This is a genomic window from Acetobacter fabarum, assembly GCF_029069195.1.
GTDB classification, from domain to species: Bacteria; Pseudomonadota; Alphaproteobacteria; order Acetobacterales; family Acetobacteraceae; genus Acetobacter; species Acetobacter fabarum_A.
The window spans coordinates 141,610-157,007 of sequence record NZ_JARDYK010000001.1; the positions used below are offsets into that span (position 1 = coordinate 141,610).

Genomic DNA, 15,398 nt, shown 5'->3' on the forward strand with positions numbered 1-15,398 from the left:
TGGGGGCAGGCCAGATGCCGGTGGAGCCGGAGTTAGCGTGTTTTCATATTGGCGGGCAGGGTTAAAAAACCCGCTTTGGGGGACAGGGTCTTGGCCTGAGCCGAAGTATCTTCCCCCCCTGCGGGGAAGATGGCGCTGGGTTCACTCTCCTGCGGTGCTGCGGCCTGTACCGGCGCCTGTGTGGGCGTTGGCTTGGTGGGCAGGGGTGTCGGGCTGGAGGAAGCCTCCGTACTGGCGGTGTCCACACCAACATTTGCCGGAGAGGTCCCCGCAGACGGCAGCTCGGTCAGGCTTCTGGTGTCGGACGTTGCACCCGATACAGGGGAGGGAGGGGCAGGGGAAGGGGTCGCAGGGGCTGTGGCATCGGGCGCACCGCTCAGGGACTGGGTCTGGATGGCGTTGTTCATGGGGGTGCCCCCCGCATCCACCAGCCATTTGTTCAGGGAATGGCGGATCTGGTACTCGAATTCGACATTGATGGTCTGCATCATGTCTTTTGTAATCTGGTACAGGTTTGCCGGGCTCTCCACATTCTGCGAAGGATCGGGGTGGAGGGTCTGGGTCGCCTGTGCGGAGGCGGTAGCCACGCGCCTGCCTTCGGGGTTGAGGATGTCCAGATGAATATCCATCTGTCCATCCAGCGTGCCGCCGGGCTGATGCAGGATAAATGCACGGTCAATAACAAAATGGGCGGTGCTGGTGGCTGTTGCATTACCCGTTGCTATCAGCCGGTCTGCTGCCATCTGCCGTAATGTGCGATCTGGCGGGGATGGGGATCTGTAGCCAATATCCCCCGGTTCGGGGTTGGTTACGGAATTGTCCACCACATCCAGTGTGGCCACATTCAGGTGCATCTGACCCAGATAGTCGTAGCTTAACGGTGCAAACCGGGTTGGCTGGGGCTGATCCGCACATCCGGCCAGTGCTGCTGGCAGAATAAAAGCGGCAACCAGATGGGAAAGGCGCATACGGGGGAACAGCATCATGCACAACCTTTTTAACAGCCGACTGTAATAATCCAACGCAGGCTCCGGCGCAGGGCTGCGTCAACCGTGTGTTACGGGCAAGGCGCTCAGCTTGTAGCGGAGGCGATGTCCCTGCGTGGAAAATGAAAATCCTTGTTACAGAATTCGCATGTCATAACGATGGTGTCATTGTTCACGCACATGTGGTCCAGATCATCTTCGGGAAAGTGCTGGAGTACTTCCACCAGCCGTGCGCGCGAGCAGCGGCAGCCAAAGGCTAGAGCGCGGGACTGGCTGACATGCAGACCTTCCTCGTGGAACAGGCGGTGCAAAAGCTGGGGGGCGGGCAGGGTGTCATCGAGCAGTTCGCCCACGCTGAGTGTGGCTGCCAGAATGGTGGCTGTCTCCCATGCGGTGTTGTCGTGGGGTACGCCGTCGGGTGTGTTCAGCCCTGCTTCGGCCGTACCACCGGTACCCGCAATGCGTTCGAGCACGAGCGCGCCAGAGCGCCAGCCCGCATCTGTCATTATGCAGGCCAGCATGATCCAGCACGCGTGCTGCTCGCTGGTGGCAAAGTAATGCGTGGCCATGGCGGACAGGTCATTGCCTGCAATTTCCACAATACCCTGATGGCGCTCCATGTCCGCCCCCTGATCAACCGTCAGGGCAAGGTAGCCATTCCCCAGCAGGTCCCTGTCCGTGGGGGTGGGGTTCCGGGCCAGCAGGGTGTTTAGTGCTTCTTCATCCGAGCGGGCATAAAAGCGCAGGGCACCGTCATGCGTGCAGTCCGCCACCAGCATGGAAACCGGGCCATCGCCCTTGATCTGGAGGGAGAATGATCCCTGAAACTTGAGCGCAGAAGCCAGTGCGGCCACAAGAGCCAGCGCCTTGCCTGCAAGGGCCGTAACCTGATCGGGGTTATCATGGCGGGTCAGCATGGCATCGGCCAGCACGCCAAGGCGGATCAGCCGCCCACGGACCGGACGGCCTGCCAGATAGAAAGGCGTTACACCGCCCGGAACCACCAGACCGGGCACATCGGGGCGATCACGGTCGAGAAAAGCCGGTTTTTCCATAAAAACGTTCTATCCTGCCAAAAATAACATCAAGGTCATGCCCCCTTCCCGCGAGGTGGGGTCTGCGGGAAGAGGAGGCTTGCCGGGCTCAGACCTGAGCGGAAATATCCAGTTCAAGTTTTTCAAGCTGCTGTTCAAGCGTGCGGGTGGCATCTGGCGTCAGACCCAGCGTGTCGGTCAGGGCACGCAGGAACCCCTTGCGGCAGGAATCGTGCTCCATGTCCAGATCCCCTGTGCGTCCACATCCGGCCAGACAGTCCAGATACGATGCGCGAAAAGGCGCCAGTCTGTTCGCGGCAAAGGGAAGGGTGGCCAGAATGGCGTCGAGTGCTGGCTCAACCCAGCCGGGAACGGAGGGTGTTTCTTCCGTTGTTGTGGGTGTTACGGGCTTTTCCGTATCGCTCATCTGTTTATTCCTTGCCAAAGGAGGTCCAGTTAGCTCCTCCCATTGTCCATGCCAGAATGCCCTTCTGGGCGTGCAGGCGGTTTTCGGCCTCGTCAAACACCACGGAATGAGGGCCTTCAAACACGTCCTGCGTAACTTCCTCCCCAATATGGGCAGGCAGGCAGTGCATGAACAGGGCATCGGGGGCGGCCAGAGCCATCAATTTTGCATCCACGCGGTAAGGTTCAAGCCGCGCCATGCGTGAGGCAGCCTCCTCGTGCGAGTCGGACATGCTGATCCATGTGTCCGTTACAATGCAGTCAGCTTTTTCCACCGCAGCGCGAGGGTCTTCCATCCATTCCACATTACCGCCTTCATGCTGTGCCCAGTCCAGCACGGCCTGTGGAGGCTTCATTCTGGCAGGTGTTGCCGCCCGGAGTTTGAACCCAAAGAGCACGGCCCCTTCAATCAGGGAGACCAGAACGTTGTTGCCATCTCCCGTCCAGGCAAACGTGCGGCCGCGTACGGGGCCACGATGTTCCTCAAACGTCATGATATCGGCCAGAATCTGCACAGGGTGGGAGTGCGGGGTCAGCCCGTTAATGACCGGGCTTGTGCTCCAGCGTGCCAGTTCGTGCAGGTTTGTGGTGTTGCCTGTCCGCAGGACAATGGCGTCCACAAAGCGGGAGAGCACACGGGCTGTATCTGCCAGCGTTTCCCCGCGTCCGATCTGCATGTCCTGCGGGCTGAGAACAACGGCATCCCCCCCAAGCTGGCGTATGCCAACTTCAAAGGAGACACGTGTGCGCGTGGAGGGTTTGGAAAGGATAAGTCCCAGTTGCCGCCCCGCCAGAGGCTGGCGGGGATGGAGCGGGAAGCGGCGGTTCTGCTGCATCCGCTTCATGCTGCTGGCAACATCCAGAATCTGGCGCAGGGTTGCGCCGTCCAGGTCCCTGAGGTCGAGAAAATGGCGGAGCCCCGTCTGCACCGGCGTTATGGAAGAGGTGGAAAGAGCCGCACTCATGGGGTTGTCTCCAGAACTGTCTTGTTTTTGTTATCAGGATGGGTGCGCAGCATTGTTACGGCCTGCACCAGCATGGCTACGGCTTTGTGGCAGTCTTCTTCCGTTACGGTCAGGGGCGGCACAAGGCGCAGGACGTTATCTCCCGCCGTGACGCACAGAAGCCCTGTATTCTGGGCTGCGGCCTGCACATCGCCCACCGCAGGAACACAGCGCAGGCCAATCAGCAGGCCAAGGCCACGACGCTGTTCAAACACATCCGGCGCATCGGCCACCAGACTGTCCAGCAGCTCGTCCAGCAGGGCCGCGCGGGCACAGACCTGATCCAAAAATCCGGGGACGAGCAGTACGTCCAGCACGGCGTTGGCAGCGGCACAGGCCAGCGGGTTGCCACCAAAGGTGGTGCCGTGTGTGCCCGCGGTCATGGATTTCGCCACAGTTTCGGTCGCTAGAATGGCCCCGATGGGGAAGCCTCCGCCGAGCCCTTTGGCTGTGCTCATGACATCAGGCGTAATGCCTGCCCACTGGTGGGCAAACAGGCGACCGGTGCGGCCAACGCCACTTTGTACTTCATCAAGGGCAAGCAGCACGCCTGTCTGGTCGCACAGGGCGCGCAGGGCGCGCAGATATTCCACGCTGGCGCGCCTGATGCCGCTTTCCCCCTGAATGGGTTCCAGCATAACCGCTGCGGTGTGCGGGGTTATGGCAGCCTTTACGGCCTCGAGGTCATTAAAGGGGACATGCACAAAGTCAGCGACCGGTGTGCCAAACCCTTCCAGATATTTCGGATTGCCGGTGGCGGAGAGCATGGCGAGTGTACGGCCATGGAATGCGCCATCCATGCAGATGATCTGGGTCCGCTCGGGGTGGCCTGCCAGCATCTGGGCGCGGCGGGCCATCTTGACCATACCTTCGTTGGCTTCCGCACCGGAATTGCAGAAGAACACACTATCGGCAAATGTGTTGGCCACAAGCCGTTCAGCCAGTTTTTCAGCCTGCGGAATGCGGAACAGGTTGGAGACATGCATAACCCGGCCGACCTGCTGGCTTATGGTTTCCACCAGATGCGGGTGCGCATGACCAATGGAGCAGGTGGCAATGCCTGCTGCAAAGTCCAGGAATCGTCGCCCGTCCGATGCATACAGCCAGGAGCCTTCGCCCCGCTCAAAGGCGAGGTCGGCACGCTTATAGGTCGGCATCAGGGGAGGAATCATGGAATCTGGTCTTTACGTTGGTGGTTATCAAACCTGAATGAGGGAATCTGGGACAGCACAAAACAGAAAACGCCCGCTACCGTACAAGGGTGGAGCGGGCGGCCCATTGCGCATGGCGCCATAATGCAGTGTTCATGTTGTAGGTGTCAAACTTCTGTATTGAATACTTTGCATATCAAATCTGCAGTGTGGCAATTTAAGCGCGAGCACGCAGTGGCGCAAAAGCGCAACATGGGCATACTATCTTCCGTAATGGACAATACCGTGCCCTCTTCTTTTACCTGCCCGCCGCCGCAGCGCTCCACCCTGCGGGAAGCTGCTCTGGCGCATCTGGCGCGTTTTGGCACTACCCGGCAGGGGTTGGAGCAGATGCTGCTGCGCCGCGTTGCCCGCTGGGCGCAAAAAGCCCAAAAAGCAGGGGACTGCGCGGAGAGTGTTGCAGAACACGCTGCCGGGCTGCACCCCATAGTTACAGCGGTGGTGGACGATATGGTGCGTCTTGGCGCTGTGGACGATGCGGTGTTTGCCCGCTCGCGCGTGCGCAGGCTCGTGCGGTCGGGGCGCTCCACCCGCGCAGTACAGGCGCATCTGGCAGCAAAAGGTGTGGCGCCGCAGGTGCGGGATGACGCGCTGGATATGGCCGTAGGCACCCTGAGCGCAACCGAGCGGGAGCTCTGTGCCGCACTGGTGCTGGCCCGCAAACGCAGGCTTGGCCCCTTTGCCACCGAACCCGTTACGGGAGAGGAGGATGAGGCCAGCGGCATGGCCCGGCGGTACAGGGCGCTGGGTGTGCTTGCAAGGGCAGGCTTTGCGCGGGATGTGACCCAGCGTGTGCTGGAAATGCAGGGCGAGGAAGCGGATGAGTGGATGGACCGCCTGAGGGCCGAGTCGTGAAGGCGGGCTGGTCATGCCTTGCCCTGCTGCCGCTGCTGGCCGCCTGTGCGGGGGGCGGTAACTGGCATGGGTCCGTGCAGTGTGCGCCTTATGCGCGGGAACATTCGGACATCAACCTGCGCGGGGATGCCGCAACATGGTGGTGGGAGGCGCGGGGGCAGTACGCACGCGCCTCCCGCCCCAGAGAGGGGGATGTGCTGGTGTTCCGCTCTACCCGCAGGTTGCCTTCGGGTCATGTTTCGGTGGTCAGGGAAGTGCGGAGCAGCCGTCTGGTGCTGGTGGATCACGCCAACTGGGAGCCGGGAGAAGTCACGCGTCACGCCCCCGTGCAGGATGTCTCCCCCCGCAATGACTGGACGCGCGTGCGCGTGTGGTGGTCCCCTACGCATGCCTATGGCAAGACGGTTTACCCAACTTACGGATTTATAGAACCATATGCCCCCGGAAATAGCTGAACAGGCCGTTGACGCAGGGTTAAAAAGGAAAAACTTGCATCACGGCGTGTTCGCCCTCATGTACAAGATCAATTACGGCAAGCAGACTGGCCGCACATGCGCGCCATAAGGTTAAGGAAGAGTGGAATGGGCAGCTTGAGCATCTGGCACTGGCTTATTGTTCTGGTGGTCGTGCTGGTGTTGTTTGGTGGTGGTGGCAAGATCAGCACTATCATGGGGGATATGGCCAAGGGCATAAAATCCTTCAAAAAGCACATGGCGGATGACGAGCCGATGGACGATGCGCCCCCCCGCGCGGGCTCCGGCCATATTGCGCCCCCTCCTGCGGCTGCGGCCGAGCGTACCGCTGCGCCAGCAGACAAGACCACCCAGCACTAACCAACGCCGAGGAAGGTCAGCACTATCATGACGGATGACGCCACCACGGATTTTGTCCGCGGCGCGCAGGATATTGTGCATGCGGGGCAGCGGCTGGATGCGCGCGGCTGGGTTCCTGCCACGGCAGGCAACATCAGTTGCAGGCTGCCGGACGGGCGCATCGCCATGACACGCTCTGGCTGTCACAAGGGTTTTTTAACCCGCAATGATGTGATTACCGTGGACCTGGCTGGTCAGCCCCATCAGCCAGATCGCAAACCGAGTGCGGAAACACTTCTGCACTGTCAGGTTTACCGTCTGCTGCCGGATATGGGGGCCGTGCTGCATGGCCATTCCGTTGCGTCCACCGTTCTGTCCATGACTGAACCTTCCGCAGCCCTTGTTGTGGAAGGGTACGAGGTTCAGAAAGTGTTTGAAGGGCAGGACACGCATGACGCGGCGGTGCGCATACCGCTTTTTGCCAATGATCAGGATATTGCCCGTCTGGCGCGTGAAGTAGAGCCGTTTTTTGCCGATATGCCCGCAGGCTACATTATTCGTGGTCATGGTGTGTATGTGTGGGGCAGGAACATGGCCGCAGCTCTTGCCCGGCTGGAAGGGCTGGAATTCCTGCTCGCCTGTGTTCTGGAAAGAAGGAAGCTGGGGACATGAGCAGCCTGAGTGTATTTGAGGATACCCGCCCCGGAGTGCCCCTGTTGCAGACGCAGGATGGAGTGGAAATTGCTGCGGCTCTTGCCCCGTTTGGCATCCGTTTTGAACGTTGGGACGCCGTACAGCCCCCGCCAAAGGATGCGGACGAAGCCACCGTGCTGGCAACCTACCGCCCCTGGCTGGACAGGCTGATGGGGGAAACCGGGGCAGGCTCGGCCGATGTACTGCGTGTGAACGCCCAGACCCCCAACAAGGATGCCCTGCGCAGCAGGTTCCTGTCCGAACATACGCATAGCGAGGACGAGGTACGGTTTTTTGTGCATGGGGGCGGGCATTTCATCATGCATATCAAGGATCGGGTGTATGATGTGGAATGCACGCAGGGAGACCTGATTTCCGTGCCGGAAGGGTATAGACACTGGTTTGATGCAGGCCCGCAGCCCGATATGGTGACCCTGCGCATCTTTACCCATAAGGAAGGCTGGGTGGCCCAGTACACGGGTGCTGATATTGCCCGTCAGTTTCCCTCCTTTCCCAGCTAGGCAAGAGTTCAGGATCATGATGCAGAATACAGGCTTGACCACGCCGCGCGTGGTGCTGCTGGATATTGAAGGCACCACCCTGCCTGTGGCGTTTGTGCATAAAGTCCTCTTCCCTTACGCGCGCAAACATCTGCCTGCGCTGCTTGCACAGCACGATAACCCCGTGGTGGCACAGGCGCTGGCCCAGACGGCGGAACTGGCCCCCGGTGTGCCCGCTGCCGCACAGCTTGAACGCTGGATGGATGCGGACGCCAAGGTAGCCCCCCTTAAAAGCCTGCAGGGGCTATGCTGGGAGCAGGGCTACCGTGAGGGCGAACTGGTGGCCGACCTCTACCCCGATGTTGTGCCAGCCCTGAGGGCATGGAAAGCGGCAGGGCTGACGCTTGCTGTGTATTCCTCCGGCTCTCAGGCTGCGCAGAAGCTGATTTACGGCTACACCGGGCAGGGGGACGTCACGCCCCTGTTCAGTGCCTTCTTTGACCTGGGAATGGGGGGGAAGAGAGAGAGCGCAAGCTATAGCGCCATTGTGCGCAAGGCTGGCTGGGCTTCGGCCGATGTGCTGTTCCTGTCCGATGTAGTGGCCGAGCTGGAAGCCGCCGAACAGGCCGGGTTGCAGGTCTGCCAGATTGCCCGGCCCGAGGATAAAACGGTTCCCGGTGTTCGTCACCGCGTTGCGGCCTCCCTGCGTCAGGCCGCCAGCCTGTTTGGTCTGCCCGAGGGAGCGTAATGGGTCGATGACAATCAGCCTGCACACCAACTGGCGGAATATTCCCGCAGAAGCCCATGGCTGTGCTGCGGCGCTGGGTAATTTTGATGGTGTGCATCTTGGGCATGCCCACCTGCTCCGGTCCGTTTTTGCCGCGCGACCAGACCTGCCGCCTGCCGTTGTAACCTTTGAGCCGCATCCGCGCGAACTCTTCCGCCCGCAGGACCCGCCATTCCGGCTGACCCTGAGCACCGAGCGGCTCGCCGCGCTGCGTGCACTGGGTGTGCGCCATGTGTTCCAGATCGGGTTTGACAAGGTTTTTTCCGAACTGAGTGCGGAACAGTTTGTGGAAGATGTGCTGCACAATGCTCTGCACCTGCGCCATGTTGGCTGCGGTCCGGACTTTGCCTTCGGGCACCGTCGGGGGGGGGATGTCGCGTTTCTGGCCGAACGTACCCACCAGCTGGGTATGGGTTTTACCGCAGTGCAGGCGCTGGCCGATCAGGGGGGGCCTTTTTCCTCCACCCGTATCCGCCGCCTGTTGCAGGATGGCTACCCGGAGGAAGCCGCGGGCGAGCTGGGGCGGCTGTGGTGCATCCGCGGTGTTGTCCAGCACGGGGACAAGCGCGGCAGATTGCTGGGCTTTCCTACCGCCAATATCCCGCTTGGCCGCCACCTTGAGCCCGCACGGGGTGTGTATGCGGTCACAATCCGCCTGCCCGATGGGCGCACACACCGTGGTGTGGCCAACATTGGCCGCCGCCCGACCATAAATGACGGGCAGGAAAGCAGGCTGGAAGCACATCTGTTTGAGTTTGAGGGCGACCTGTATGGGCAGGAACTCTCGGTCTCGCTCCATGCCCTGCTGCGTGAGGAAAAACGTTTTGATGGGCTGGACGCCCTTAAAGCCCAGATTGCGCAGGATGCCGCGCAGGCCCGGCTGGTGCTGGATGCGCAACCCACCCCAAGTTAGGCCCACCGGCATGGTCGGGGGTCATGTCGGGCGTGCAGCCCGGTTTGGCGCTTGACCCTGCGCTTTTCCTTTTTGATAAGACAGTAATGCCCAAGGTGGCGTGGGGGCCAAAAGCCCGCACGGCATGAACCCGAACCGAAGTGACCTCAGCCTCCCATGACCTCATCGAGCAGCGAACCCGACAAGACAACCCTGGCCGACCAGTATCGCAATACGGTGTTTCTGCCACGGACCTCTTTTCCCATGCGTGGCAACCTGCCCCAGCAGGAGCCTAAATGGCTTGAAAAATGGCGTGAAAGCGGGCTGGATGAGCGGCTGAAGCAGCAGGCGGAAGGCCGTCCTGTCTTTACCCTGCATGATGGCCCGCCCTACGCCAACGGGCACCTGCACATTGGTCATGCGCTTAACAAGATCAACAAGGATGTCATCAACCGTGCCCACCGCATGGCGGGTTACGCGGTGCGCTACGTGCCGGGCTGGGACTGCCACGGTCTGCCAATTGAATGGAAAGTGGAGGAAGAGTACCGCAAGGCCAAGCGGGACAAGGATTCCGTTCCGGTGCTGGAGTTCCGTGCCGAATGTCGCAGCTATGCGGGCAACTGGCTGAACATCCAGATGGAGGAGTTCCAGCGTCTGGGGGTCCAGGCTGAATGGCGCAACCGCTACGCCACTATGGATTTTTCTTCCGAGGCGGCCATTGTGGAGGAAATCGGGCGTTTTCTGCTGAATGGCAAGCTGTACCGTGGCCTGCGCCCGGTTATGTGGAGCCCGGTGGAAAAAACTGCGCTGGCTGAAGCCGAAATCGAATATCACGATCACACTTCCACCACCATTCTGGTTGCGTTTCCCGTGGTCAGGGACCCCACGCCCGCGCATGCGCTGGCGGATGTATCCGTGGTTATCTGGACCACCACGCCATGGACCATTCCGGGTAACCGCGCTCTGGCTTATGGGCCGGAGATTACGTACGTGGTCCTGCGTGTGGATGAAACGGGCGAAGGCGCTCTGCTTGAACCCGGCGCCCGTGTGCTGGTAGCCGAAGCCCTTGTAGAGTCCTTCCGCACGGAAGCGCATGTGACGGCGCACCATATTCTCTATACCCTGCCCGGCAGTGCGCTGGCGGGTGCGGTCTGTGCGCATCCGCTGCGTGGCGCAGGCTATGATTTTGATGTGCCGATGCTGGCCGGTGAGTTTGTCACCACCGATGCGGGGACCGGGCTTGTGCATCAGGCGCCCGCGCATGGTGAGGACGACTTCATGCTCTGCCGCGCCAATGGTGTGGATGTGCCCGAAACCGTGCAGGATGATGGCACGTATGCCCCATGGGTACCCGGTTTTGCCGGGGTGCATGTGTTCAAGGCAGCAGATGTGGTCTGTGCGGCGCTGGCAAGTGTGATGGAGCGGGCCAACGCGGCGGGGACTCCCCCCGCAGGGCTGGTCGGGCGCGGGCAGATCGTGCATTCCTACCCCCACTCATGGCGTTCGCGCGCGCCGGTCATCTACCGTGCCACGCCGCAATGGTTCATCCGCATGGACGGGGAAAACGCACTGCGTGAAAACGCACTCAAGGCGTTGGAAAACGTAACCTTTGTGCCCGCACAGGCCCGTAACCGCCTGACTTCCATGATCCGCACCCGCCCGGACTGGTGCATCAGCCGCCAGCGTGCATGGGGCGTGCCCATTGCCGTGTTCGTGGAAAAACGCACAGGCGAGGTGCTGCGTGACCCTGCCGTTATGCAGCGTGTGGTGGATGCCTTCCGCTCCGATGGGGCAGATGCCTGGTACACCTCCGAGCCTGCCCGTTTTCTGGGCGAAGGCCGCAACCCCGATGATTACGAACAGGTGTTCGACATCGTGGATGTCTGGTTTGAAAGTGGGTCGACCCATGCTTTTGTTCTGGGGCGTCCGGGTCTGAGCTTTCCCGCAGACCTGTATCTGGAAGGTTCGGACCAGCACCGTGGCTGGTTCCAGTCCTCCCTGCTCGAAAGTGTGGGTACACGGGGGGTCTCGCCCTACAGGGCGTTGGTAACCAACGGCTTTGTTCTGGACGAACAGGGCCGCAAGATGTCCAAGTCTCTTGGCAACGTGATTGCCCCGCAGGACGTGAATGACAGCATGGGCGCTGATGTGCTGCGCCTGTGGGTCATGAACTCCGACACCAATGACGACCTGCGGATTGGCAAGGAAATTCTTAAACAGCAGGGTGAACTGTACCGCCGCCTGCGCAACACGCTGCGCTGGTTGCTGGGTGGGCTGGACGGGTTTACGGATGCGGAAGTGCTGCCCTATGCCGAACTGCCCGAACTGGAGCGCTGGGTTTTACACCGCCTGAGCGAACTGGGTGGGCTGGTAGCCCGTGCGGTGGAAACGCATGAATGGGTCGGTGTTTACCCTGCCCTGCATGGTTTTTGCACAACTGACCTTTCGGCTTTCTACTTCGATATCCGCAAGGACGCGCTGTACTGCGATGCGCCATCCTCCATCACGCGCCGCGCGGTGCGCACGGTACTGGATGTGCTCCACCGTTGCCTGAGCACATGGCTGGCCCCCGTGCTGGTCTTTACCGCGGAAGAGGCATGGACCGCTCGCTTTGGCGATCAGGCGAGTGTGCACGAGCAGACCTTCCCCGAACTGCCGGTGGAATGGACCGACACGGCACTGGAGGAACGCTGGGCGCGTATTCGCTCCGTGCGCCGGATTATCACGACCGAGATCGAAGGCGCACGCCGTGCGGGCACCATCGGCTCTTCGTTGCAGGCACAGGTTGAGCTGACGTTGTCGGAAGAGGAAGCCAGCATTTTTGCCGGCGTAAACTGGAGTGAACTGGCCATTGTCTCCCATGTGGAGGTCGTCATCGACCCCACATCCTCCTCCGTTTATGTGGAAGGGGATGAAGGGGGGACCCTGCATGGTGCTCCCGTGGTCCGGGTGGCGGAGGGTAAAAAATGCGCCCGTTGCTGGAAGGTTCTGCCAGAAACCGGTTCGAATCCGGCATATCCTGGTGTGTGCCCACGTTGTGCGGATGTGGTGGCCCAGAGCGGCTTTGTCAGCACATCCGCGCAGGAGGGTGCATGAAAAAGCCGTTCATGCTCCGGCCAGCAGGTATTGGCCTGCTTGTGCTGATGCTGGTTCTTTCTGCGGATCAACTGAGCAAGTTCTGGATTTTATACGAGCTGGATCTGCCAGCCCGTGGTTCCGTCAGGGTATTGCCATTCCTTAACTTTACCATGGTCTGGAATCACGCCGTAACATTTGGCATGTTTGGCGGGCTGGGTGGTGCGGGGCGGATTGTGTTTTCCGTTGTGGCAATGGTAGTAGCGTGTTGTCTGCTGGTGTGGATGGCCAGAACCCCCAGCAAGGTGACAGCCGCCTGTGTGGGTGCGGTGACCGGCGGCGCCATCGGTAACGTGATTGACCGTGTGCGTTACGGGGCCGTGGTGGATTTTTTGCATGCCCATGCATTCGGTTGGTCTTGGTATGTATTCAATGTGGCTGACTCCGCTATAGTGTGCGCAGTATGCGTATTGCTGTTGCAGAATTTCCTGTCTGACAGGCAGCAGACATCTTAGGCATTAGGCAGCCCGCGCCAGAGCGCGCGGTTTTCAGGATGAGTGGAAGGCAGATGATAGTGCGCCGTGTTTCGACCCTGATTTCTCCGGTGCTGCTGGTAGGCGGCTGCATGATGCTGAGCGGCTGCTCCGGGCACGAGGCCGCTCAGGCCTTTGGTCTGGAACGTAGCATGCCAGATGAATATACGGTGACAACCCGCTCACCGCTGTCCATGCCCCCTTCGGAGGCGCTGGTTAAGCCCAGCAAAGGGGATGAACGCACGCGGGATGAGAGCGAACGCCTTCAGGCGCTTGAAACCCTCTCTCCTGATGTGGCTCTGCGCGGCACTAACGGGGACACCAGCGAAGGCCAGACCATTCTGGTCAACGAAGCTTCCACCGCAGCAGACGAACCCGATCAGGGCGAGCTTGGTGCTGCCGGGGCAGGTTTTGTGGAGCAGCTGATGTTCTGGAAAGGTGGCAAAGCCGGAGGTGTGGTGAATGCGGATGAAGAAAACCGCAGGCTCAAAACCAATGCCGCCCTTGGCCTGCCGCCTACCAAGGGTGTTACCCCAACCCAGCACTCCAAAAAACAGTAAGGTGCGGGTCTGACCATGTCAGGCCAGCCGGGGCAGGCAGCCACGCCAGAGGTTATGCCTGATCGCCCGCATGTACGGCGGCTGCCTGAAGTTATTGTCAATCGTATTGCCGCAGGCGAGGTGATCGAACGCCCAGCTGCTGCCGTAAAAGAACTGATAGAAAATGCCATAGACGCCGGAGCGCGTCGGCTGGACATCTCGCTTGATGGGGGCGGGGTGGAGCGCATGATTGTTACGGATGACGGGGTTGGCATGTCCTCCGATGATCTGGTTCTTGCGGTTGAGCGGCATTGTACCTCCAAGCTGGGGGACGAGACTCTGGTGCATATCAACACCCTTGGCTTCCGGGGGGAGGCGCTGCCGTCCATCGGGGCTGCTGCGCGGTTGAGCATTACCTCCCGCCTCAGGGGCGAAAGTGGCGCATGGCGTATTCGGGTGGAGGGGGGTAGAACCTACCCGCCCGAACCGGTTGCCGGAGCTTATGGCACCAGCGTTGTGGTCGAAGACCTGTTTTTTGCCACTCCCGCACGCCGCAAATTTCTCAAAAGCGCCCGTGTGGAAGGTCGGCATGTGGAAAGCGTGGTGCGCCGTCTGGCTCTGGCCGTGCCCCAGACGGCCGTCCGCTTTGTGCTTGACGGGCGCGAAGTGCTGGACCTGCCTGCTCAGGATATGGCCACCCGTGCAGCCGCCCTGCTGGACGCGAGCGAGGCTGATGGATTTTTGAACATAGAAGGCGCGCGTGAGGGTATGACGCTGGGCGGTTTTATCTGCCCGCCATCGGTTCATCGGTCCACGGCTAATGGGCAGTTCATGCTGGTTAATGGCCGACCTGTGGTGGACCCGGTGCTTAAAACCGCAGTACGGGTGGCTTACCGCCGGGTTATAGAGCCCGGCCGCCATCCGGTTGTGGCTCTTATGCTCAACGTGCCGCCTGAGCAGGTGGATGTAAACGTACATCCTGCCAAAACCGAACTGCGCTTTGCGGATGAAGCCGCCGTACGCTCACTGGTTATCGGCACGCTCCAGCGTGCGTTGGAGCATGGGGCCGGTGTTGCGGGCGTGCGCCCGGTGCTGTCTTCCGCACCACGGGCAAGCCGGATATGGTATCCGCCAGAGCAGGGGCAGGCAGCTATGCAGCCCGCTCCAGCTTACCCTGCTGCAACGCAAAGCTCTGGTATGGCCGAACCACGCCTGATGTTCGGGGATACTCCTTCGGCCCGTACCCTGCCCACGGCGTTTACTGCGACCCGGACCGGGGCAGGACCAGAGGCCGTGCAGGCCGGTGCTGCGGCAGAAAGAACAGGCGGCGCGGGCATGCCCCCCCCGTTGGACCACCCGCTGGGGGCTGCTGTCGCGCAGGTGCTGGATACGTATATTCTGGCTGTTGCGGCGGATGGGTCTCTGGTGCTGGTTGACCAGCATGCCGCCCATGAACGGCTGACGCATGAACGGCTGCGCGAGCAGTATCTGAGCGGGCATGTGCAAGCCCAGCGCCTGCTTGTGCCCGATGTGGTGGAGCTTCCCCGCGTACAGCAGGACCTGCTGCTGGCCCGCCAGCCCATGCTGGAAAGACTCGGGGTGGAAATAGAAGAGTTTGGTGGCGGGTCCATTCTGGTGCGTGCATTGCCTGCCATGCTGGGTAAAAGTGATGCTGCCAGCCTGCTGCGTGATCTGGCCGATGAGCTGGAGGCTGATGACAACGGCGCTCCTGACGAAATGGCATCTCTTGACGGCAAGCTGGATGCGGTAATTGCGCGCATGGCCTGCCATGGCAGTATTCGGGCGGGCAGGCGGCTGGCGCCGGAGGAAATGAATGCCCTGCTGAGGCAGATGGAGGCAACACCCCGCGCAGGGACGTGCTCGCACGGGCGGCCAACATGGCTTAAGCTCAGTCGCAATGATCTCGAAAAATTGTTTGGTCGTCGTTAGCCACCCACCGTTCCTGAATGGCTGATCGGCGGAACGTGAACAGCCCTATGCTGGCCTCATGT

At 60.9% G+C, this 15,398-nt stretch carries 16 protein-coding genes; 11 read left to right on the forward strand and 5 right to left on the reverse strand.

The window, feature by feature from the left end:
• Window positions 1-32 precede the first annotated feature (32 nt).
• From PY793_RS00685 to PY793_RS00705, 5 genes are all read right to left on the reverse strand, one after another.
• Window positions 33-986 (reverse strand): hypothetical protein, encoded by a 954-nt coding sequence (locus PY793_RS00685; RefSeq protein WP_275176216.1) that lies wholly within the window; start codon window positions 984-986, stop codon window positions 33-35.
• A gap of 86 nt (window positions 987-1,072) precedes the next feature.
• Window positions 1,073-2,041, reverse strand: coding sequence for an Hsp33 family molecular chaperone HslO (hslO, locus tag PY793_RS00690; protein ID WP_275176217.1), 969 nt, complete (start codon window positions 2,039-2,041; stop codon window positions 1,073-1,075).
• An 88-nt stretch (window positions 2,042-2,129) separates the two neighbouring features.
• Window positions 2,130-2,447, reverse strand: a complete 318-nt coding sequence (locus tag PY793_RS00695) for a hypothetical protein (RefSeq protein ID WP_275176218.1) — start codon at window positions 2,445-2,447, stop codon at window positions 2,130-2,132.
• Window positions 2,448-2,451: 4 nt separating this feature from the next.
• Window positions 2,452-3,450, reverse strand: a complete 999-nt coding sequence (gene argF, locus PY793_RS00700; RefSeq protein ID WP_275176219.1) for an ornithine carbamoyltransferase — start codon at window positions 3,448-3,450, stop codon at window positions 2,452-2,454.
• On the reverse strand, window positions 3,447-4,661 hold the full coding sequence (locus tag PY793_RS00705) for an aspartate aminotransferase family protein (RefSeq protein ID WP_275176220.1): 1,215 nt from the start codon (window positions 4,659-4,661) through the stop codon (window positions 3,447-3,449). Before PY793_RS00705 ends, argF begins: the two co-directional genes overlap by 4 nt.
• A gap of 231 nt (window positions 4,662-4,892) precedes the next feature.
• Here PY793_RS00705 and PY793_RS00710 point away from each other — a divergent pair, with 231 nt between their 5' ends.
• The 11 genes from PY793_RS00710 to mutL all read left to right on the forward strand — a co-directional run bounded on the left by PY793_RS00710 (window position 4,893) and on the right by mutL (window position 15,336).
• Complete coding sequence (locus tag PY793_RS00710) at window positions 4,893-5,555, forward strand: regulatory protein RecX (RefSeq protein ID WP_408744636.1); 663 nt, start codon at window positions 4,893-4,895, stop codon at window positions 5,553-5,555.
• Window positions 5,525-6,010: a CHAP domain-containing protein gene (locus PY793_RS00715; RefSeq protein WP_408744637.1), complete on the forward strand. Its 486-nt coding sequence runs from the start codon at window positions 5,525-5,527 to the stop codon at window positions 6,008-6,010. The genes PY793_RS00710 and PY793_RS00715 overlap by 31 nt, the downstream gene beginning before the upstream one ends.
• Before the next feature lie 126 nt (window positions 6,011-6,136).
• Window positions 6,137-6,388, forward strand: a complete 252-nt coding sequence (locus tag PY793_RS00720; RefSeq protein WP_086645262.1) for a twin-arginine translocase TatA/TatE family subunit — start codon at window positions 6,137-6,139, stop codon at window positions 6,386-6,388.
• Between the two features lie 27 nt (window positions 6,389-6,415).
• Window positions 6,416-7,039 carry a methylthioribulose 1-phosphate dehydratase gene (locus PY793_RS00725; RefSeq protein ID WP_275176221.1) on the forward strand — a complete coding sequence of 208 codons (624 nt, stop codon included), beginning with the start codon at window positions 6,416-6,418 and terminating at the stop codon, window positions 7,037-7,039.
• Complete coding sequence (locus PY793_RS00730) at window positions 7,036-7,581, forward strand: 1,2-dihydroxy-3-keto-5-methylthiopentene dioxygenase (RefSeq protein WP_275176222.1); 546 nt, start codon at window positions 7,036-7,038, stop codon at window positions 7,579-7,581. Before PY793_RS00725 ends, PY793_RS00730 begins: the two co-directional genes overlap by 4 nt.
• Before the next feature lie 16 nt (window positions 7,582-7,597).
• Window positions 7,598-8,308: an acireductone synthase gene (gene mtnC / locus PY793_RS00735; protein ID WP_408744638.1), complete on the forward strand. Its 711-nt coding sequence runs from the start codon at window positions 7,598-7,600 to the stop codon at window positions 8,306-8,308.
• A 7-nt stretch (window positions 8,309-8,315) separates the two neighbouring features.
• Window positions 8,316-9,260: a bifunctional riboflavin kinase/FAD synthetase gene (locus PY793_RS00740; protein WP_275176223.1), complete on the forward strand. Its 945-nt coding sequence runs from the start codon at window positions 8,316-8,318 to the stop codon at window positions 9,258-9,260.
• 156 nt (window positions 9,261-9,416) lie between these two features.
• On the forward strand, window positions 9,417-12,335 hold the full coding sequence (ileS, locus tag PY793_RS00745) for an isoleucine--tRNA ligase (protein WP_275176224.1): 2,919 nt from the start codon (window positions 9,417-9,419) through the stop codon (window positions 12,333-12,335).
• Window positions 12,332-12,829: a signal peptidase II gene (gene lspA, locus PY793_RS00750; protein WP_275176225.1), complete on the forward strand. Its 498-nt coding sequence runs from the start codon at window positions 12,332-12,334 to the stop codon at window positions 12,827-12,829. The genes ileS and lspA overlap by 4 nt, the downstream gene beginning before the upstream one ends.
• Window positions 12,830-12,885: 56 nt before the next feature.
• Entirely contained in the window at window positions 12,886-13,407 is a 522-nt protein-coding gene (locus PY793_RS00755; protein WP_275176668.1) for a DUF3035 domain-containing protein, read from the forward strand.
• A 15-nt stretch (window positions 13,408-13,422) separates the two neighbouring features.
• Entirely contained in the window at window positions 13,423-15,336 is a 1,914-nt protein-coding gene (mutL, locus tag PY793_RS00760; RefSeq protein WP_275176226.1) for a DNA mismatch repair endonuclease MutL, read from the forward strand.
• Window positions 15,337-15,398: the final 62 nt, after the last annotated feature.